We start from the raw sequence: 17179 nt of genomic DNA, 5'->3' as shown, positions 1-17179 counted from the left end.
AAAGCAATTCCTCATGATATTCGTCTGGCGAATCCATTCGTAAGGCCCTGCTTTCCAGCACGCGGTACCAGTCTGCCAGACAGTTGAGCTTCAGCAATTGGGCGGCAGAGAGGTTTTTCTCGAACGTTCGCATCAGGAGGCCTCACACGCTGATGGAGGGTTGAGTCACGAAAATTCCAGAGGTTCAGTAAAGCGGTGTCAGCGGCGTCGATGTGTCCAGAGGGTCGCACCGTTATAGTTCCGCTCAAGGATGGGTATGGACGGCACTGACTCAAGTTGGAGTGAATTTCTTGAACGCTGGCGATGTCGTAGTGATGGCGCGCTGCTACGTCTTGCTGGAAGAAAGCAAGCAGACCTGGATGTCCCTCCCTTCCTGCAGCCGCATGTCCGAGTACCCGTATGAAAGAGCTGCTTTCCGCTGCGAAGATAATTCGCCCAACTGTTCTCATCGTTGAGGACGAACCCATGATTCGAGAGCTTTTGACCCTGTACCTGGAAGAATGGGGGGCCATGGTGACAGCGTTGGCGACTGCCGATGACGGCAATGAGGCGTTGAGGAAGCAAGATTGGACGCTGCTGATAACGGATGTACAAACGCCTGGTTTACTCAATGGGGTTGATCTTGCCTGGATGGCAAGCCAGCAAAAACCTCAGACGCGCATCATTGTCATGAGCGGATACTACGAATTTGCAGGGAGAGTGTTGCCGCCAGGTGCGGAGTTCCTTCCTAAGCCGTGGCCAATAACCCAGCTCCAGGAACTGCTCTGCGCTCAGCTTAACCACGCCGACGGGGCTGGAAGGTCGACGTCTGCCAAGCTTGATCCTTTCCAAACGTTCGCGAACAAAGCTTAAGGACGCCACACACGCCTGCACCGGTTCTTTCGCGCAACCCGTCGGCCTCGGCTAAAACCCACGGAGTAAACACCCCGCGCCCCGACGTCCGAGTTGAACACAGACTTTCCTGTGTGACGACATGAGGTGAAAGATCATGGCTAACAACCAAACCAATCGTGGCCATCAAGGTGGCACTGCTCAGAACAATCCTGGCAATTTTGCCAATGATCACGAGAAGGCGTCGGAGGCAGGTCGCAAAGGCGGGCAGAGTTCAGGCGGCAATTTTGCCAACGACCGTGAGCGTGCCTCCGAAGCGGGCCGTAAAGGCGGGCAAAACAGCCACGCCGGCGGTCGCGGTAGCGAAAACCGCTAACTGGCGGTGATCCAGTGCCAGGGCAATAGCTGCCCTGGCACTTTTCTCCTGAACGGCCATCAGGAAACCCTTTCCTTCCACGCTTCGTATCTGGCAAGAAGCGGCTGGACACTCAACCCATGCAGCAGAATACTCAACGCCACCACTGACAGCACCAGGTTGATGCTCTGCGCGGCCAACGTGGGAAGCAGCCCATGATTGAGGGCATAGAACAGGTAGTAGAAGCTACCGATACCTCGGATACCAAACCACCCCAAAAGCCCACGCTGGCGGATATCCAGCACTCCCCGAGCCGGAAACAGCAGGATACTGATGGGGCGAATGACAAAAAACAAAGCGCCGGCCACCAGCACTGCCCGCCAGTCCCAATGCTCAATGAGCACTACCCCGAGCAGGGTCACCAGAAACACTTCCATTGCCCGTTCGATCAGGCTACCGAAAGCCAGCATGTCACCCAACATGATCCCCGCTGCTACCTGCGAGTCGTCGAGCCCTTTCAAATCGCCTTTGACGGCTAGCTCCGGCGCCACGTGCTGGTGACCCACCACAGGCTGTACCAGATGTTCAGCAGCCGGTTCTTCTGGGCTATTGGCGGTCTGCACCTCCGCCTGCCGTAAACCGAGGCCCGCAGCGAACACCGCGAGGAACCCATAGGCCTGTATCGACTCGGCGCTCACGTATGCCAACGCAATCAGGGCAAGGGCCAGATAGTCATTGGGCGAGACGGTGCTGTCGTCGTTGCGCAGACGCAAGAACAGCGTGAGCTTGCCCAGGCCGCGCCCCATCCAGTAGCCAAGCAACAGGCCTGCGATTACTGCCCACAGCATGTCCTTGAACAACCAGTCACTGAACCAGGCCTGGCCATTGTCCTGTTGCAGGAACAGTCCAAGCATGACGAAGGGAAACGCCACGCCGTCGTTAAGCCCTGCCTCACCCGACAAGCTGAAACGGACAAGATCATCGTCTTGGGCATCAACCACCTGCACCAGAGTTGCGAGCACGGGGTCAGTGGGTGCGAGGATCGCCCCGATTAGTAGCGAGACTCCCCACCCCAAGTTCAGGCCGTGATGCAGCACCAGCGTTACCCCACCGATGCAGATCAACATCACTGGCCCTGCTAGAAAAAAGGCGCTGCACCAACGGCGGTTGTGCAAGGGCAGGCGCAATTTCAAACCACTGAAGAACAGCGAAAACAACACCGCGACTTCTGTAAGGTGCTCCATCCATCCGCTCGACTTGCTCACGTCCAGCTGAAGAAAACCTAGCCCCGATGTACCCAGGCCGATACCCAGGGCAAGGCACACTACAGACGAGGTCACAGGGATCCAGCGCAGGTAGGAGGATGAGAGTGCGAGCAGCAGCAAGACTGCGCCCAGCGTGGCGAACCAGACGATGAAGGTCATCTGCGCAGAAGCCTTGGGAAAGTTTTCGAGTATTTTTTTGACTTTCCGGCACGCCACGTCGTTCCGCTGCGCTTAGTGGGTTCACCCAATACCTGAGGTAAATGTAAAAAAAGATTTCAGCGCTCCGCTGCGGTCAAACCCTATGGATCGCAATGGAGATGACGTCATGAAATTCGCCCAGTTCTGCCAATGGCTCGCCAACCACGCCGGTAAACCGAGCACCTTTTTGATCGCCGTGGTGTTGATCGCCATGTGGGCTGCATCTGGGCCCTGGTTTCACTACAACGATACCTGGCAACTTATCGTCAACACGTCGACCACCATCATCACATTCCTGATGGTTTTCCTGATTCAGAACACCCAGAACCGGGATAACGACATCATCCACGTGAAGCTCGACGAACTGATCCGCGCTACGAAATCTGCGGAGCAGTCGGTATTGGATCTCGAAGCGCTCGATAACCGGGAAATCCATAAACTTCGCAAGGAATATCAGGCGATGGGCAGCGAATGTGATCCCCACCATCAGGCGCCTGCTGAGCATCACACGGACGATGGTGCTCGGGATAACCTGCAGCGCTAGAGTCCTTGTTGGTCGAGCGGCGGGAGAGTTGAAGGTAAATTTGCAGGGTGAAGCGCCTGGCTAATAGCTTGAGCGAGCTCGTCTATCGACCACGGTTTGAAGAGGTAGGTAACGGGTGGCGTCACCTGAGAAGCATCAAGCTGGTAGCCAGAAGTCAGAATGGCGGGTAGTCCAGGCCACCTTTCGTGTGCCATGGAGATGAACTCCATACCTTTGATGCTTCCCGGAACACCATGGTCGACAACGATCAACGAGCAGTCGCTCTTAAGTCCCATCAAGTGAATCAAGGCATCTTCTGAGTTATCGAACGCATCGCAGGTGGCGCCCAACTCGATCAGGATGTCCACCAACAGGGTCTGAAGCGTTGGATCGTCTTCTACCACAATTACCGTCTTACCTGACAGCGACAAACCCTCGATGTCGAGCTTCATCACCTGCTCCAGTCCATGGTTAGATTTTCGAGTGTTTCACTCATCCGGACATGCGTCGATGGGGGCTAAAGGCCACCCATGCTCAATGGCCTTCCAACTTCGTCAAATGGGCCAAGCCTTCACGCATGAAAATCTCCACGGTCTTTGGGCCTACGCCCTCGAAACTCAGTAGCCAGCGCTTGAATCCCTCAGCATTTGATTCTTCCTGCAGTGCCTCAAGTTGAGCAGCAAGTTCCACTTCTACCTTGTTGCCAAGATCATGCAGTCGTCGGGCAGTGGATTCATCGTAGCGCGCATAGCCGGCCTGCCCGAGCAGTCTGACCAGTGTGGAATGAGAAGTCTGGGCAAGCTTAATCGGCGTACCCAGGCCCTGCTGATCGACAAGCATCCGGTACGCCTGCACTGCTACGGTGGCGCGGATGCGCTTCCCCATGAGAAAGCTGGCCAACAACCATCTGAACACGCCAAGGGCATCCGTGACCTCAATGCCGAGGTCACAGGCAGTTATAGTCTTCAACCTTTACTACGGCGCGGATCAGCAGATCGTGGGTAGGTGCGTTCCTCTTCGATAGTGCCATCCGCTTTATGGATCTTCACCGACGCCGTCTTGCCATCAAAGAAATCCGCAAGGGCGCTGACGAGCTCGTGCTTCGTCGACGCTCGTTTGGAGGCGCGTTCAGCACCGGCTTCCTTCAATTCCCATCCTTCTGATGTCGGGCTGAGGTGGTAATTGTCCATCGTGTGCTCCTCTTGGTTAAATGGCTTCGCCGTCATCCTGGATGTCTTCCTCTGCCTCGGCTGCCTCCGTTGCATCAGCGTCATTGAGTGGCGGCGACGTGGGCTTTTCCGGATCGTTAATGAAGGGCACGTCGCTTGGCCCTTTTTCTTCGGAGCCTTCGGTTTTCGGCTGCATGGCAATACCTCAAAGCAGATGGATCGGGGCGCCGGGCTTCAAGTACCTTCAGCAACCCCCGAGAATTTTTTGACATCGATAGGTTGCGCTACGAATTCAGGGCCATCGCCGGCGAGCCGCCACTTCACCTTAGCGATGCCATAGCGCTCGGCCATCGGTCGACTGACCAACTTGATTTTCTGCTGACTGAATCTTGGGATGATGCCAACGCCGGCATCGCAACTGGCCCAGTGCCAAGCCACGGCGTTGTCCATTTTCTCCAAGCGGATGATGAACGTCCGATGGTCACCGTGCAGGTCATACTCGATTACGTACAATTGAAGTGCTGGCACAAGATCCGCTCCCTAGTTCATACGCTATTGAGCAAGCCGTAGAAGAGATAATTCCATTGGATTGCCAGGGGGCATGCACATCGCTCATGGATGGAAAATGTGCCAACTGCGTAAATTCAACGCGGTTCGTGAATCGGGCACCCATTGTGCGTAGCGCGAAACTGCGCTGACATTTCGTATGAGGGCCTGCGCACCCGCATGATGCCTCCCAGGGGACGATGCGCAGCCAACCCATGCCAGGGGCTGAATGCCATGCCATCATCGATGTCGCGTACCTTTTCATCATCCCAGGCGGCCTGCGGTTCGACCTCTACCCTGGCAACTGTCACGTAGGGGCTCAACGCTTCCGACCATTTCACTGATGCGTCCTCGATGGCCATCTTCTCGATGTCAGTGGCCAGCTGCACACGCAGCTCCCAGATGCCGCCGTTCTGCCTGAAAAACGCCTCTACGGCATGGCGAAGCCCGTCCGGGTCGCCCTTCAGCTCCACTTTGAGATCAGTCAACTCGGTTAGCGAGGGCGACACAGGAACAATGGCCAGCTTGGCGTAATAAGGGCCGTAGAGGATCGGCACCACCGTGGTGAAGGTCTCGCCCAGAATATGCGTCTGGGGATGGCCACCGAGGCTCTTCAGCGTAGCGCTTTCGCCGCCCACCGATTCGACCAGCGATTCCACTCCCCGCAGTGCGGCTGACAGTGCCTTCTTCATGCCTGGTGCCTTGTCCGTCGTCTTCGCGAGCATCTTCAGCGTTTTCAGGAACGCCTTGGGCGTTGCCGAGGTGAAGGCTTTGGCATTCTCGGTGACGAAGTCCTGGGTCACCTGCCCCTCACTGCCAGGTAGGCGGGAGCCTTCGACACCCACGATCTTCAGTGCCAAGCCCCTCGGGGTCGATACCTTGTCATCGAGCACATCCCCTGGGTTGGTGGAAAACCGCAGAAAGGCCGGCAGCGTAGCGGGCTTGGCAAAGGCACCTTGTGCCAGTTCCGCTGGCAGTCCTTCGAGGATGGTCACTTTCCCGCGCAGCAATCCGTGTCCCTTGGCATGGACACTGCGGTTGGCGTGGCCGTTGTCCTTGAACGTGGTTTCCATGATCTGCCGTAGGGTTTCAGCCAGCTCCCTGCTCGTCTCGGCTTCGTCATCCGGAATTTGCTCGAAAGAGGGCTGGAAGCGCAGCGGCATAATTGCAACGGGTGTATCCGGTTGGTTATTCATCAGGATTCTCCGGCTGCCTCAAGGGCACTGATTGGCGTTAACGCATGCTTGCGCTCTATTTGGCGAGGTCAGTTTTCAGGCGCTGACCCGCATAGGCCTGTGCGTCCTCAGCCTTCTTCACGACGGCGGCAGTGCCGAAGAACTCGTGCGTCACGCCGTCGTAGACTTTGCGATCTACCGCCACACCTGCTGTGCGTAGCGCCTGCTCCAACTGGGCGCCATCGTCGCGCAGCGGATCGATTTCCGCGTTGATGATGGTCACCGGAGGCAAGCCATGCAGGTCAGCCTTGACGAGGTTGATACGTGGATCCTGGACATCGGCAGGCGAACTGGTGACTTGGCCGATGAACCACAGCATCATCGGACGATTCAGCGGCATGGCATCGGCGTACTTGAGGTAGGAAGCGGTATCGGTGCTCGACTGCGCAACCGGATACACCGAAAGGACGTGTTTCGGTGCTGTCAGGCCAGCATCTCGGGCGCCCATTGCAGTAGCGACGGCGAGGTTGCCGCCTGCGCTTTCGCCGGCCAATGCCAGGCGCTCTGGATCCCCGCCAACGGAGGCGGCGTTTCTTGCCAGCCAACGGTAAGCCGCCAGGGCATCGTCATGCGCAGCGGGGAATTTGTGCTCAGGAGCCAAGCGGTAATCGACCGATACCACCACGGCATCGGCTTGCTTGGCCAACCCGCGTGCGCCGCCATCGTAAACTTTCCGATCTGCTATCACCCAACCGCCGCCGTGGAAGAACAGCACCGCTGGGAGAGGGCCATTGCCTGGCGGCGTATACACCGTGGCCGGCATGGAGCCTGACGGGCTGGGTATCGAGATTTCCCGCGTGGTGACGCCGGGCACCAATGACTCGGGGCTCGAACTGCGTTTCTGATCTTCCAGCACGCCCTTCACAGCATCGGCCATGGTCGGCTGCTGACGGGCCTCCTGAGGCGTGGTCTTCTCGATGGCCTTGGCATCGAAGCTGGCAAACTTGTTCAGCAGCTTCTGCATGTCGGAATCCGTGCGCAAAAGACTTTTGGTGCCACTCACAGCAAGCTCGGAGACCGAGCGCTTTTCAGGATCGCGGGCGCACCCGCCCAGCGCTATCGAGACCCCCAAGACCGAAACCGCAGCCACCCAATGGCACTTTTGCATAGGACACTCCCAAGGCGAGGGCGAAGGTTTCTTCGCCTGTCTTAAGCTCAGGGCGCCCTACTCCAATGGCGTTCAGCCAGTTCTTGAAATGTCGGACAGATGGGCATCCAGCATGAATTCGACCAGTGTTGCGGCGCAGGCCGTAATCCCCTCCAGAAGCACCATTTCGAAGCCATGGGTATTCTCGGTCGGTATAGCAATGCAACCAGCCCGGGCATCGATCCCGGCGCTCATCACCGCGCTTGCATCGGATGCAAAATCGACGAGCAATGCCGACTGGGGCTTAAAGCCGGCCTTTAGGCCAGCGGCGATCAGGCCCTGCACCACGGTGCGGCTGTAGTATCCCTTCTGGTCGCCGGTATTGATGATCGGGTTGGCCGAAAGCTCCGTGCCATATTCCTCAAGTACAGGGCCGACCTCGACAGCGATTGTAGTGTCGCCGGGCAGTCGGGAAGCTGCGTACATGGCGCCGGCATTCGACTCTTCCTCCAGCGTCGTAAGCACGAACCAAACGTCCTGCTTCAGTTTTCCTCGCCGTTCACTCAGCAGCTTCGCACAGAGAATGACAGCGCTCAGCGGAGCTCGGTCGTCGAGGAAGTGAGCGGCAATACAGTCATGTACCTTGAAGGGCTTACGCCAGTGCTGACTGAGCACGACTCGAGTACCAGGCCGAACGCCAAGTTGCTGGAGATCCGACTGGCTCTTGCGCGTGACGATATAGACATCTTTCCACTGAACATTTCCTGCCAGCACGTCTCTTCCATTCGAAGTACGACCGCTGTTGTGCATGGAACCGTAGGACAAAACACCCGGCAGGATGTGTTCATCGCCCAGGATATCGACAGGGCAGACACCGAAGCTTATCGGTTGCGAACCACCTAGAGCGAGCACCTCCAGGGTGCCGTTCTCCAGCACATTTTTGACGATCATCGCGATCTCATCGAGGTGGGCCATAACGCGTATGGCTGCCTCTGGGCTACCAGTGCGGCCCCCACGAATCACCCCCACCACATTGCCAGCAGGGTCGATGTGCGTGTCATCACAGAATAGGCGCAGCTCGCGCAGACAAATGGCCCGTACTTCATCTTCTTGTCCGCCCGGCCCTCGGGCGTTGAGGAGCTCGGTCAGTAATGCCTCAGTCGTCAAAACGTTACCTCCATGTTTGCACGCAAACGTGTTCAGGCCAGTTGGATGTAAACCGAGTAGCTACCCAATAACACCCAGAACACCAGAAAGATCCACGGCGTCCGTAGCGAGAACAGCAATGACTTTCGATGCCCTGCACGCGAGGTTTCCGCCTCACAGAACAGCGGCGACTCGTCGTAAGCCAACCCCATCAATGGCTCGCTGCGCAGCAGGTGGCTCTGCTTGAACTGCCAGTGATCGATGATGTTGTACGCCGCCCGGATGCCAGGCCAGGCGTTGAGCGAACTCAGTACCCCGAGCAAGGCGAGGAACGCGGGCACGATGAGGGTGAACATCTCGCCCCACCCTTGATTGAGGTTTCCCATGGATGAGACGAAAGCGATGACCAGGAATGACTGCGCCGCCAGGTAGGCATCCGTACGGTTGGCCAGGATGCTGGTTTCGTACTGGATCTCACGCCGGTAAAAATCCAGACGCTCCTTGGGAGAGCCAAACATCCTGGCATTGTGCTCGCTGATCTCGTGCTCAGGGGTCGCTGGGGTAATGATTCGAGACACTCGCTACTCCGGGAATTGGGCTCCGAGCGAAGAGATGAGACTGGAGCTGAGTCCGGTAGAACAGGCGATGGGGCATGGAATTCAATTGGATTGATATTCCGCACCGCTCGTCGTACCAACCGCAGATTGAAACCAACACGCGCAGGCCAGGCTTTTCGAACCGGTATGAACGTTCTCAACTGCAGGAGCTTCTACCATGCGCGACTTCCCTACCCCACCCTTCCCTTCGCAGCCTCAAAATGTCCCCGGCTCACAACGCAAGATGGAGCCTTACCCGGATTGTGGTGAGCAGTCGTATACCGGCCACAATCGACTCGAAGGCAAGATTGCCCTTATCACCGGAGCAGACAGCGGCATCGGGCGGGCAGTGGCGATTGCCTATGCCCGTGAAGGCGCCGACGTCGCTATCGCTTATCTGAATGAGCATGACGACGCGCAAGAAACCGCGCGCTGGGTTGAGTCCGCAGGCCGTCAATGCCTGTTGTTGCCCGGAGACCTGGCGCAGAAACAGCACTGCTACGACATCGTCGAAAAGACCGTCAGCCAGTTCGGGCGTATCGACATCCTGGTCAACAACGCGGCGTTCCAGATGTCCCACGAGACCTTGGAAGAGATCGACGATGATGAATGGGTGAAAACCTTCGATACCAACATCACCGCCATCTTCCGGATTTGCCAGGCGGCCCTGCCTTCCATGCCCAAGGGCAGTTCGATCATCAATACGAGCTCGGTCAATTCCGACGATCCATCCCCCAGCCTGCTGGCCTACGCCACGACCAAGGGGGCCATTGCCAACTTCACTGCTGGCCTGGCTCAGCTGCTAGGCAAGAAAGGCATTCGGGTCAACAGCGTTGCGCCAGGGCCTATCTGGACGCCTCTAATTCCTTCCACCATGCCAGATGAAGCGGTCAAGAACTTCGGTTCGAAAACACCACTGGGACGTCCTGGTCAACCGGTGGAGGTCGCGCCGATCTACGTGCTGCTGGGCTCCGACGAGGCCAGTTATATAAGTGGCTCACGTTACGCAGTGACTGGGGGCAAACCGATCCTTTAGCGAAAAGAGGCTCGCCGAGTTGGCGAGCCTCAAACCGTTTTGCGTGGCAGTTTCAGCGTTTGTGCTGATCGTGATCACGGGCCGTTTTTTGCGCTGTCGAGTCATGTGATGTGCCGGTGGATCCATCCGGACGATGAGCATCGTTGTCTCGCTCCTCTTCCCCATGCGGCCTTGTCTGCGCACCTTCTTTTTGCCTGTCGCTCACTTTCTGCATGTTGCTCTCCTCCCATTGCCTTTGAACAAGGGAAGCCAATCCACGGGGCAAAGTTCAGGTCAGTGACACTTCAGGAGATGGGCGGGCAACAGGGGCGATGAACCAATTACCCCAGGCTCGCGTCCACCGCAAAACAAGCGAGTCGATTCTGGAATGGAAAACGACCCTGTACTGGCCGCCCTCGGCTATCTCAAAAACAACAAACTGATTTTGACCACCGCAGAATCGTGCACTGCGGGCTGCATGGTGGCTTTGTTGGCCGCGGTACCGGGTACAGGAGAGGTGCTGGAAAGCGGCTACGTCGTCTACTCACCCAGCGCCAAGAAACGCCTGCTGGGGGTCAGCGCCGAAACCATCGAACGATACGGCCTGACCAGCGAAGCAGTAGCTTGGGAAATGGCCTTGGGCGCCTTGAGAGACAGCGATGCAAATGTTGTGATCGCCACCACCGGGGTAGCCGGGCCGGCGCCCGAATCCGGGATACCACCGGGGACGATGTGCTTTGCGTGGGCTTTCGCCGGCGAGCCAAATGCCGTTTTCACGCGCACTCAACGTTTCTTCGGCGAGCGGTCTGAGGTCATGCGCCAAGGTGCCCTGTTCGGGTTGACCCGGCTTTCCTACTATCACCAGCGCTGGTTACGCGGTGAGCGCGCCTGAGGGCTGTGGTCATGTCGGAAGATGAATTGGTATCCAGACGTCACCCTGTTCAAGAAAATATGCCGATGCAGCAGCGCGTCTGGCGCTTCGAGCGCGTGGGGTGGTACGTGCTCGTGGCCATCGTATTGCTTGCCTTGGCAGGCCTCTTCGGTAATGGCCCGCTGAGCGATGCCGAGGTGGTGAGCCAGGATGGCCGGGTACGGGTCGAGTACCAGCGCCTCAGCCGAAGTGGCACGACAGACAGCCTTTTCATCACCGTTCAGGGTATCTCCGGTCAGCCGGTGGAGGTGCAACTTGAGGGATCGTTGCTTCGTAACGCCAGTATCGAGACGTTGCAACCGCAGCCGCAACTGTCGATGTCCCATGGCCAGGCCATGCTGTTCCAACTGGGTACTGGGCAAGATGGCTTGGCCACCTTGTACCTGACCCTTAGAAGTGATCACGTGGGCACTCTGGAGGGTAGCGTCAGGGCTGGCCCCCAAAGCGCCGTTCACTTTTCCACATTTCTTTACCCCTAGGAGTGCGTCATGGATTCGATCCTCCGCGCAGCCGGGATGTACGTCGCCCTCATGCTGCTGTTTCGCGTAGCCGGGCGGCGCTCACTGGCCGACCTGACGACTTTCGACTTCGTCTTGCTACTGATCATTGGGGAAGCCACCCAGCAGGCACTTCTGGGCGAGGATTTTTCATTCACCAATGCCATGCTGGTGATTGCCACGCTGATCGTTTTGGACGTCGGCCTTTCGCTCGCGAAGCTCAACTCCAAGCCCTTGGCCAGGTTTCTGGATGGGCACGCTACCCTGGTTGTTGAGAATGGACGTTTTCTGCATCACCGCATGCGTCGGGCACGCCTCACGGAGGACGATATCCTTGAGTCAGCGCGGGACAGCCAAGGCATCGAGAACATAGAGCATGTCAAGTTCGCCATCGTCGAACGCAATGGAAAGATTTCGATCATTCCTGCTGAGTGAGACACCAGGTAGCCAGTGGTAGAGCCCAGGCCCGATTAAAGTGCCAATATCGCCTGGCTATGGTCGATGGTAGGGATGGGCATCAATTCGCGCCGAGATACCAGCCAGGCCCGCATCCGCTCGGTATCAAAAATCTGACCCTCTTCCATCATCACCAGAATGAGCGCCTGGGACATTCGGTAACAGCCGCATTGAGAACAGTGTCGCTCTTCCCAGCCACTGGTGCATTCGACGGACTCAGCTTGCCCCGCGCAAATCAGACAACTCATGTAAGCCCCCTTTTGTTCTTGTTCCCTGCAGGGTAAATGCGAGGGGACGAAGCGCCCTTTTGTCTCGCTTTACATGAGATATCCATGCCAATCCTAAATTCCCTCTATTTGGGCGGCGCTCACACAAGACGAACCAGACGCCAGATAGCCCTGTCGGAATCAGAACACGTGATCTCGAAGGCATACCGATGGAAAGAGAACCGGTAGAAGCTCAACAGGGTGCACCTCAGCGTGATGAGGGTGGATGGTTGCCCCTGGAGCAGTATGGTGCGCTCGGCGATGGGCGCTCTGTGGCACTGATTGGTCTGGACGGTTCCATCGACTGGTGGTGTGTGCCGCACATGGATTCACCTCCCCTATTCGACAAGCTGCTGGCCCCTCAGACTGGAGGCTTCTTTTCCATTACCCCTAGCGAGGCATTCGTTGCTGAGCGCCGCTACCTGGCAGACAGCAACGTCCTTGAGACAATCTTCATTACCAGTCAGGGTCGTGCCCGGCTGACGGAATCCTTGAACAGTGGCCCTGCTGGACGCCTGCCTTGGGCCGAACTCGCCAGACGCATCGAAGGTATCGAGGGTAAGGTCGACTTCGACATCGCCATCGACTTCGGAACCCAAGCCGACACGGTAAGCCCCTACGTGGCGCCGAATGACAATGCCTGCGTTTTTCATGCGGGCCGAATACTCGGCATGTTCCTGCACGACCATCAGGTGCACATCGAACGCAAGGATGACATGGGCGTGCGTGCTGTCCTTAGCCTTGCAGCAGGACAACGCTCAGTGGTCGCAATCATCGCAGGACGAGATGAGCCCCTGGTGGTGCCCCCATTGGCCTTGATCGATGAACGCATCGACGGCTCGCATCGGGAGTGGTGCCAATGGTCGAAGGGGCTGGTCTACGACGGCCCGTACCAGACCCAGGTCATCAGAAATGCGCTGGCCCTCAAGCTGCTGCTGTCCTCTCCAAGTGGCTCGATCATGGCGGCAGCGACCTCATCCCTTCCCGAACGGATTGGCGGCAGCAAAAACTACGATTACCGCTTCGCCTGGATACGCGACGCTGGCTACACCATCGAAGCATTTCTGGGCATCGGCGCGCAGCCAGAAGCAAAAGCTGCATTCACTTGGCTGCTGCGCCGGCTGGATGAACATGGGCCACGGGTGTTTTATACCCTCGATGGTGCAATCGGTGATTGCGTGCGCCCGGTCGACCTGCCTGGCTACAAGAACTCCCCTCCAGTCGTCGGCAATGATGCCCGCGACCAACTTCAACACGGCGTCTTCGGCGATATCTTCGAAACAGCGCGCTGTTTCATTGACAGCGGCAATATTCTTGATTCCCCGAGCGCCATGCTCCTCTCAGGCCTTGCCGACCAATGCGCAGACTGTTGGCGTCAGCAGGACGCCGGTATCTGGGAGTTGCCGGAAAAACAGCATTACACGATGTCTAAAATCAGCTGTTGGCAAGCCTTGAGCCGGGCCATCGAATTGGCCGATGGCGGTCACCTTCCCACTACATGCCGGGAACGCTGGGATCGCGAGCGACAGCGCATCCAGCAATGGATCGAGGCGCACTGCTGGAGCGAAGAGCGTCAGGCATACCTGTTCTATCCAGGCAGCGACCGACTGGACGCTTCACTGGCACTGGCCGTCAGGTTCGGTTACCCCAGCCAGGAACGTCTACGCAGCACGCTGGAAGCCATTGATCATGATCTGGGGGCCGGCGCTTTCCATTATCGCTACACCGATGCACAGGAAGAGGAAGGTTGCTTCCTGGCCTGCACATTCTGGCTTATCGAAGCCTGGGCCATTCTGGATAACCAGGATCGCGCCGAAGCCGCCTATGCAGACGCTTTGCAAGGGCTGTCACACGGTGTAGGCATCTACTCGGAGATGATCGATCCGCAGACTGGACAATATCTGGGAAACCTTCCGCAGGGCCTGACTCACCTGGCAGCCCTCAAGGCCGCAATGGCCATCGGGGGCTGCCATCCCGAACGATGACGCCAGACATCATCTGCGTTGAACCGTCTCGCTTGGCGGCCACTCAACCACAGGCAAGTTTTCCATTCTTTCAATCCGTGATGAGGTAACGCCATGAACGCTATCGACTTACTGATTCAAGACCACAAGTTGGTAAAGAAGCTGCTCGAAGAGCTGTCGACCACCACCGAGCGAGCAGTGAAAAAACGGGCCGATCTACTCCACAGGATCGAGCAGGAGCTGCAGATTCACACCGCGCTCGAAGAAGAAATTCTCTATCCGGCCATCAAGGAAGCGGGTGGCAAGGAAGAAGCGAAGATGTACTACGAGGCCAAGGAAGAACACCGGACTGTTGACTCCCTCGTCCTACCCGACCTCCTGCATACCGAAACCGGCACCGTCGAATTCGCCGGGCGGGTCAAGGTCATGAAAGAGTTGTTGGAGCATCACATCGAGGAAGAAGAAGGCGAGCTGTTCCCCACGGCGAAGAAGCTGCTCAGCAAGGACATCCTTGAGGAGCTGGGGCGAACCATGGAAATGCAGAAAAAGATGCTCAAGGGCGAGAAGCGAGCGGCTTAGTCAAGCGATCACCTGCCAGCGCTCAGAACGCTGGCAGGTGATTAGTTTCAGATATCCCATCATCAGTTGGAAAGTTTCATGGAATATTGGATCGGGTTACTTGAATGGCCTGCCATGGTGATGACCGTACTGGCAGCCTGGTGCATCGGTTCGCGCCGTCCGGGTAGAAGGAAGATAGGATTCTGCTGTTTCATCGCAAGCAACGTGCTGTGGGCTGTGTGGGGCTGGCAAGCACAAGCCTGGGCTCTGATCATCCTGCAGTTTTGCCTTTGCGCCATGAATCTGCGAGGGTGGCGGAAGAACACACAACTGGAAATTGCCGGGTGATAACGCCCTGACAAGCCGGTGAGGCTAGCTTCTAAAGCATGCAGATCTCCCTTCTCGCCAAGCTTCCTTCCCTGGAAGCAGTGAGAGCGGATCACGCAGCAGGCTTGAGCACCACTTTCGTCCAACCATCATCCCGCGCATCGAAATGCTTGTAGGCATCTGGGCCTTCGGCCAATTTCAAACGATGGGAAATGATCTGCGAGGGCTTGGCGCGCCCATGATGGATGAGCTCTGCCAGGCGGCGATTGTAGGCCTTCACATTCGCCTGGCCTGTCCGGATCTGCTGGCCCTTGAACCAGAACGCACCGAAGTCGAAGGCCATCTTGCCTTCCTTCGCCAGTTCGTTTTTCGCTCCAGGATCTTCTGGCACGAACACACCAACCACGCCAATGCCGCCTGTGGCCTTGGTTGAAGCGACCAGGTTGTTCATGGTGAGGTAGTTCGCTTCATGGCCATGCTTGTCGCAGCACTGGTAGCCCACGCACTCACATCCCCGGTCGGTGCCTTTGCCATGGGTCAGGTTCATGATCTCTTCCACGGCCTTCTGCTCGACTGCGTTGATTGGGGTTGCCCCCAGCTGCGCGGCAAGTTGCAGACGATCCGGTTGGTTGTCGATGACGAACACCTGAGATGCACCTTTGATGATTGCCGAATGGGCGGCCATCAGGCCGACAGGCCCTGCGCCGTAAATCGCAATGCTTTCACCCGGTAGCAAACCGGCAAGCTCTGTTGCATGCCAACCTGTAGGGAAGATATCCGAGAGCATGACGTAGTCATCCTCACGCTCTTGGGCATCTTCCGGTAGTACCAGGCAGTTGAAATCCGCATAGGGCACGCGCAGCAATTCGGCCTGCCCGCCCTGATACGGGCCCATCTCGGCAAAACCGTAAGCGGCGCCCGCAGCACCAGGATTCGCTGTAAGGCAGAACCCAGTGAGGCCTTTTTCACAGTTCTCACAGAATCCACAGCCAATATTGAAGGGTAAGCAGACACGGTCACCGACTTTGACCCTGTCGACCCCTGCCCCCACCTCGATCACCTCACCGAGATTTTCGTGACCAAAGACTCTCCCGGCTTCAAACGAGGTGCGGCCCTCGTACATGTGCAAATCAGAACCGCAGATGTTGGTCGTGGTAATGCGTACCAGCACGTCCGTAGGCTTTTCAATTTTTGCGTCTGGTACATCCTTGACCGCGACGTCACGTGGGCCGTTGTACACGATGGCTTTCATGCTGAACTCCCAAAGTCAGGGGCGACGGAAATGCGCCCTACCTTTTTCAGGTAATCGCTGAGCCTCAGGTGTTCACCACAGTCTGTCGCAGCTCGGATCGGTGGTACTAATCATCGTTGCTCTATGATTTCGCGTCCTTGTATGTAGCGAATGAGGAAGACCTGATGAGGCAAGGATGCGACATCGTGGAGCGGTATTTTGGGCTTGTGCAGATCCAGCTCTGCAGCTCCATTCCCATGTGGAGGAACTAGATGACGGAGCCAAGCTCGATGTTCAGGTTCGGCTTTCCCGCACAGGGGACACCCAGTTGTTCATCGGGATCTACGAGCGCTCGGGCTTGGCTAGGATTGAGGAAGCCTATGCAAAAAGGCCTGGTGAATACGTAACTAGGGCCATGGCGCGGGGCGCTGGCCGGGGTCGTGCCCTGGCTCTATCCGCCCAAGAACCGAAGCAGCACGTGGGGTAGGAGGACGAGACAATGGCTGATCAGCTAGCCCAGTTGGACGCTGAAGATCGCGTTCCTAGATCAGGTAGCTGCCGAACTGGAGCGCCAGGTTGGGCCCAGCCCTGTCACTCGAACTTTGGTCATCGCCTGGCTCACCGAGTGGGTGAAGAAATCGGGCGAATTGAAACCCGATTCCCCACAACTGCCTCAATCTCTCAAAGCGGCTTATGTCACCTGGACTCATCAAGCCGTGGATCGCTGAGAGGAAATTGCTACCCACGGCTTCCAGCTGCTTGTTCAAGCAAGCCGTTGCGAAGGCTGGTTGCGCTCGGTAGCGAGGCACCTCGCACGTCCCCCCAGACCAAGGCACGCGTCATCGACTCTCCTGGACGCGTGTCGAAGGCTTCTTCATGCAGTGCCATACCGCTGCCGGCATACACGCCTATGAACAATTTGCGTGCTGCCTGTTCGCGACAACCGCACACCCTCCGCGCCGCCAAAACAACACCAAGGAGAT

At 57.4% G+C, this 17179-nt stretch carries 23 protein-coding genes and 2 pseudogenes; 11 read left to right on the top strand and 14 right to left on the bottom strand.

All coding sequences use genetic code 11. The annotated features are described in order from the left end of the window. The first annotated feature begins 399 nt into the window (after positions 1–399). Together APH28_RS14685 and APH28_RS14680 are read left to right on the top strand one after the other, a co-directional pair. Positions 400–852 (top strand): response regulator, encoded by a 453-nt coding sequence (locus tag APH28_RS14685; RefSeq protein WP_054902859.1) that lies wholly within the window; start codon positions 400–402, stop codon positions 850–852. A gap of 160 nt (positions 853–1012) precedes the next feature. Continuing rightward, positions 1013–1207 (top strand): annotated as a pseudogene (locus tag APH28_RS14680) (general stress protein); the annotation flags it as partial. A 59-nt stretch (positions 1208–1266) separates the two neighbouring features. Here the strand turns inward: APH28_RS14680 and APH28_RS14675 are convergent. Next, positions 1267–2610, bottom strand: a complete 1344-nt coding sequence (locus APH28_RS14675; protein ID WP_060510444.1) for a sodium:proton antiporter — start codon at positions 2608–2610, stop codon at positions 1267–1269. Between the two features lie 166 nt (positions 2611–2776). Here APH28_RS14675 and APH28_RS14670 point away from each other — a divergent pair, with 166 nt between their 5' ends. After that, complete coding sequence (locus APH28_RS14670) at positions 2777–3193, top strand: low affinity iron permease family protein (RefSeq protein ID WP_054902862.1); 417 nt, start codon at positions 2777–2779, stop codon at positions 3191–3193. Here the strand turns inward: APH28_RS14670 and APH28_RS14665 are convergent. From APH28_RS14665 to APH28_RS14630, 9 genes are all read right to left on the bottom strand, one after another. After that, on the bottom strand, positions 3190–3624 hold the full coding sequence (locus tag APH28_RS14665) for a response regulator (RefSeq protein WP_054902863.1): 435 nt from the start codon (positions 3622–3624) through the stop codon (positions 3190–3192). The genes APH28_RS14670 and APH28_RS14665 overlap by 4 nt on opposite strands. An 82-nt stretch (positions 3625–3706) precedes the next feature. Beyond that, positions 3707–4141, bottom strand: coding sequence for a hypothetical protein (locus tag APH28_RS14660; RefSeq protein WP_054902864.1), 435 nt, complete (start codon positions 4139–4141; stop codon positions 3707–3709). After that, positions 4138–4362, bottom strand: coding sequence for a DUF2188 domain-containing protein (locus APH28_RS14655; protein WP_054902865.1), 225 nt, complete (start codon positions 4360–4362; stop codon positions 4138–4140). The genes APH28_RS14660 and APH28_RS14655 overlap by 4 nt, the downstream gene beginning before the upstream one ends. Positions 4363–4378: 16 nt before the next feature. Continuing rightward, on the bottom strand, positions 4379–4537 hold the full coding sequence (locus tag APH28_RS28860) for a hypothetical protein (RefSeq protein WP_172455977.1): 159 nt from the start codon (positions 4535–4537) through the stop codon (positions 4379–4381). A 38-nt stretch (positions 4538–4575) separates the two neighbouring features. After that, positions 4576–4869, bottom strand: a complete 294-nt coding sequence (locus tag APH28_RS14650) for a DUF6555 family protein (RefSeq protein WP_060510441.1) — start codon at positions 4867–4869, stop codon at positions 4576–4578. A gap of 116 nt (positions 4870–4985) precedes the next feature. Continuing rightward, positions 4986–6083 carry a catalase family protein gene (locus APH28_RS14645; RefSeq protein ID WP_054902867.1) on the bottom strand — a complete coding sequence of 366 codons (1098 nt, stop codon included), beginning with the start codon at positions 6081–6083 and terminating at the stop codon, positions 4986–4988. Between the two features lie 55 nt (positions 6084–6138). Continuing rightward, positions 6139–7086 carry an alpha/beta hydrolase gene (locus APH28_RS14640; protein WP_245353424.1) on the bottom strand — a complete coding sequence of 316 codons (948 nt, stop codon included), beginning with the start codon at positions 7084–7086 and terminating at the stop codon, positions 6139–6141. Between the two features lie 216 nt (positions 7087–7302). After that, positions 7303–8376, bottom strand: a complete 1074-nt coding sequence (locus tag APH28_RS14635) for a peptidase M42 (protein WP_060510440.1) — start codon at positions 8374–8376, stop codon at positions 7303–7305. Positions 8377–8408: 32 nt separating this feature from the next. After that, entirely contained in the window at positions 8409–8933 is a 525-nt protein-coding gene (locus APH28_RS14630; RefSeq protein WP_054902870.1) for a hypothetical protein, read from the bottom strand. Between the two features lie 196 nt (positions 8934–9129). Between APH28_RS14630 and APH28_RS14625 the strand changes: the two genes are divergently transcribed. After that, complete coding sequence (locus APH28_RS14625; protein WP_054902871.1) at positions 9130–9987, top strand: SDR family oxidoreductase; 858 nt, start codon at positions 9130–9132, stop codon at positions 9985–9987. 52 nt (positions 9988–10039) lie between these two features. Here APH28_RS14625 and APH28_RS28855 read toward each other — a convergent pair whose 3' ends face one another. Then, positions 10040–10201 (bottom strand): hypothetical protein, encoded by a 162-nt coding sequence (locus APH28_RS28855; protein ID WP_172455974.1) that lies wholly within the window; start codon positions 10199–10201, stop codon positions 10040–10042. 153 nt (positions 10202–10354) lie between these two features. Between APH28_RS28855 and APH28_RS14620 the strand changes: the two genes are divergently transcribed. The 3 genes from APH28_RS14620 (at position 10355) to APH28_RS14610 (ending at position 11829) form a co-directional block, all read left to right on the top strand. After that, positions 10355–10858: a CinA family protein gene (locus tag APH28_RS14620; RefSeq protein ID WP_054902872.1), complete on the top strand. Its 504-nt coding sequence runs from the start codon at positions 10355–10357 to the stop codon at positions 10856–10858. Between the two features lie 65 nt (positions 10859–10923). Next, positions 10924–11376 carry a hypothetical protein gene (locus APH28_RS14615; RefSeq protein ID WP_082422865.1) on the top strand — a complete coding sequence of 151 codons (453 nt, stop codon included), beginning with the start codon at positions 10924–10926 and terminating at the stop codon, positions 11374–11376. Between the two features lie 9 nt (positions 11377–11385). After that, positions 11386–11829: a DUF421 domain-containing protein gene (locus APH28_RS14610; protein ID WP_054902874.1), complete on the top strand. Its 444-nt coding sequence runs from the start codon at positions 11386–11388 to the stop codon at positions 11827–11829. A gap of 35 nt (positions 11830–11864) precedes the next feature. Here the strand turns inward: APH28_RS14610 and APH28_RS28640 are convergent, their stop codons facing one another. Further along, positions 11865–12098, bottom strand: a complete 234-nt coding sequence (locus APH28_RS28640; RefSeq protein ID WP_146024565.1) for a hypothetical protein — start codon at positions 12096–12098, stop codon at positions 11865–11867. Between the two features lie 248 nt (positions 12099–12346). Between APH28_RS28640 and APH28_RS14605 the strand changes: the two genes are divergently transcribed. The 3 genes from APH28_RS14605 (at position 12347) to APH28_RS14595 (ending at position 14986) form a co-directional block, all read left to right on the top strand. Continuing rightward, positions 12347–14101, top strand: coding sequence for a glycoside hydrolase family 15 protein (locus tag APH28_RS14605; RefSeq protein WP_082432303.1), 1755 nt, complete (start codon positions 12347–12349; stop codon positions 14099–14101). Positions 14102–14194: 93 nt separating this feature from the next. Next, positions 14195–14659 (top strand): hemerythrin domain-containing protein, encoded by a 465-nt coding sequence (locus APH28_RS14600; RefSeq protein ID WP_054903765.1) that lies wholly within the window; start codon positions 14195–14197, stop codon positions 14657–14659. 78 nt (positions 14660–14737) lie between these two features. After that, complete coding sequence (locus tag APH28_RS14595) at positions 14738–14986, top strand: hypothetical protein (RefSeq protein WP_016711391.1); 249 nt, start codon at positions 14738–14740, stop codon at positions 14984–14986. Positions 14987–15077: 91 nt separating this feature from the next. Here the strand turns inward: APH28_RS14595 and APH28_RS14590 are convergent, their stop codons facing one another. Then, on the bottom strand, positions 15078–16217 hold the full coding sequence (locus tag APH28_RS14590) for a glutathione-independent formaldehyde dehydrogenase (protein WP_014859200.1): 1140 nt from the start codon (positions 16215–16217) through the stop codon (positions 15078–15080). Between the two features lie 175 nt (positions 16218–16392). On the opposite strand from APH28_RS14590, the gene APH28_RS29175 reads away from it, so the two are divergent. Beyond that, positions 16393–16683, top strand: coding sequence for a hypothetical protein (locus APH28_RS29175; RefSeq protein WP_054903766.1), 291 nt, complete (start codon positions 16393–16395; stop codon positions 16681–16683). Positions 16684–16934: 251 nt separating this feature from the next. On the opposite strand, the pseudogene APH28_RS29170 reads toward APH28_RS29175, so the two are convergent. Next, positions 16935–17145: pseudogene (locus tag APH28_RS29170) on the bottom strand (hypothetical protein); the annotation flags it as partial. Positions 17146–17179: the final 34 nt, after the last annotated feature.

The sequence above is a fragment of the Pseudomonas sp. NBRC 111124 genome (assembly GCF_001320245.1).
Classification (GTDB): Bacteria; Pseudomonadota; Gammaproteobacteria; order Pseudomonadales; family Pseudomonadaceae; genus Aquipseudomonas.
This window is presented reverse-complemented; position numbering and strand designations above follow the sequence as displayed.

What these genes read in the sequence shown, in the direction of transcription:
- APH28_RS29175 (WP_054903766.1), top strand. Translation starts at nt 16,393, where the DNA reads ATGCGACATCGTGGAGCGGTATTTTGGGCTTGTGCAGATCCAGCTCTG.
- APH28_RS14610 (WP_054902874.1), top strand. Translation starts at nt 11,386, where the DNA reads ATGGATTCGATCCTCCGCGCAGCCGGGATGTACGTCGCCCTCATGCTG.
- APH28_RS14600 (WP_054903765.1), top strand. Translation starts at nt 14,195, where the DNA reads ATGAACGCTATCGACTTACTGATTCAAGACCACAAGTTGGTAAAGAAG.
- APH28_RS28640 (WP_146024565.1), bottom strand. Translation starts at nt 12,098, where the DNA reads ATGAGTTGTCTGATTTGCGCGGGGCAAGCTGAGTCCGTCGAATGCACC.
- APH28_RS14675 (WP_060510444.1), bottom strand. Translation starts at nt 2,610, where the DNA reads ATGACCTTCATCGTCTGGTTCGCCACGCTGGGCGCAGTCTTGCTGCTG.
- APH28_RS14670 (WP_054902862.1), top strand. Translation starts at nt 2,777, where the DNA reads ATGAAATTCGCCCAGTTCTGCCAATGGCTCGCCAACCACGCCGGTAAA.
- APH28_RS14640 (WP_245353424.1), bottom strand. Translation starts at nt 7,086, where the DNA reads ATGCAGAAGCTGCTGAACAAGTTTGCCAGCTTCGATGCCAAGGCCATC.
- APH28_RS14595 (WP_016711391.1), top strand. Translation starts at nt 14,738, where the DNA reads ATGGAATATTGGATCGGGTTACTTGAATGGCCTGCCATGGTGATGACC.
- APH28_RS14590 (WP_014859200.1), bottom strand. Translation starts at nt 16,217, where the DNA reads ATGAAAGCCATCGTGTACAACGGCCCACGTGACGTCGCGGTCAAGGAT.
- APH28_RS14620 (WP_054902872.1), top strand. Translation starts at nt 10,355, where the DNA reads ATGGAAAACGACCCTGTACTGGCCGCCCTCGGCTATCTCAAAAACAAC.
- APH28_RS14645 (WP_054902867.1), bottom strand. Translation starts at nt 6,083, where the DNA reads ATGAATAACCAACCGGATACACCCGTTGCAATTATGCCGCTGCGCTTC.
- APH28_RS14665 (WP_054902863.1), bottom strand. Translation starts at nt 3,624, where the DNA reads ATGAAGCTCGACATCGAGGGTTTGTCGCTGTCAGGTAAGACGGTAATT.
- APH28_RS14625 (WP_054902871.1), top strand. Translation starts at nt 9,130, where the DNA reads ATGCGCGACTTCCCTACCCCACCCTTCCCTTCGCAGCCTCAAAATGTC.
- APH28_RS28860 (WP_172455977.1), bottom strand. Translation starts at nt 4,537, where the DNA reads ATGCAGCCGAAAACCGAAGGCTCCGAAGAAAAAGGGCCAAGCGACGTG.
- APH28_RS14615 (WP_082422865.1), top strand. Translation starts at nt 10,924, where the DNA reads ATGCAGCAGCGCGTCTGGCGCTTCGAGCGCGTGGGGTGGTACGTGCTC.
- APH28_RS28855 (WP_172455974.1), bottom strand. Translation starts at nt 10,201, where the DNA reads ATGCAGAAAGTGAGCGACAGGCAAAAAGAAGGTGCGCAGACAAGGCCG.
- APH28_RS14685 (WP_054902859.1), top strand. Translation starts at nt 400, where the DNA reads ATGAAAGAGCTGCTTTCCGCTGCGAAGATAATTCGCCCAACTGTTCTC.
- APH28_RS14655 (WP_054902865.1), bottom strand. Translation starts at nt 4,362, where the DNA reads ATGGACAATTACCACCTCAGCCCGACATCAGAAGGATGGGAATTGAAG.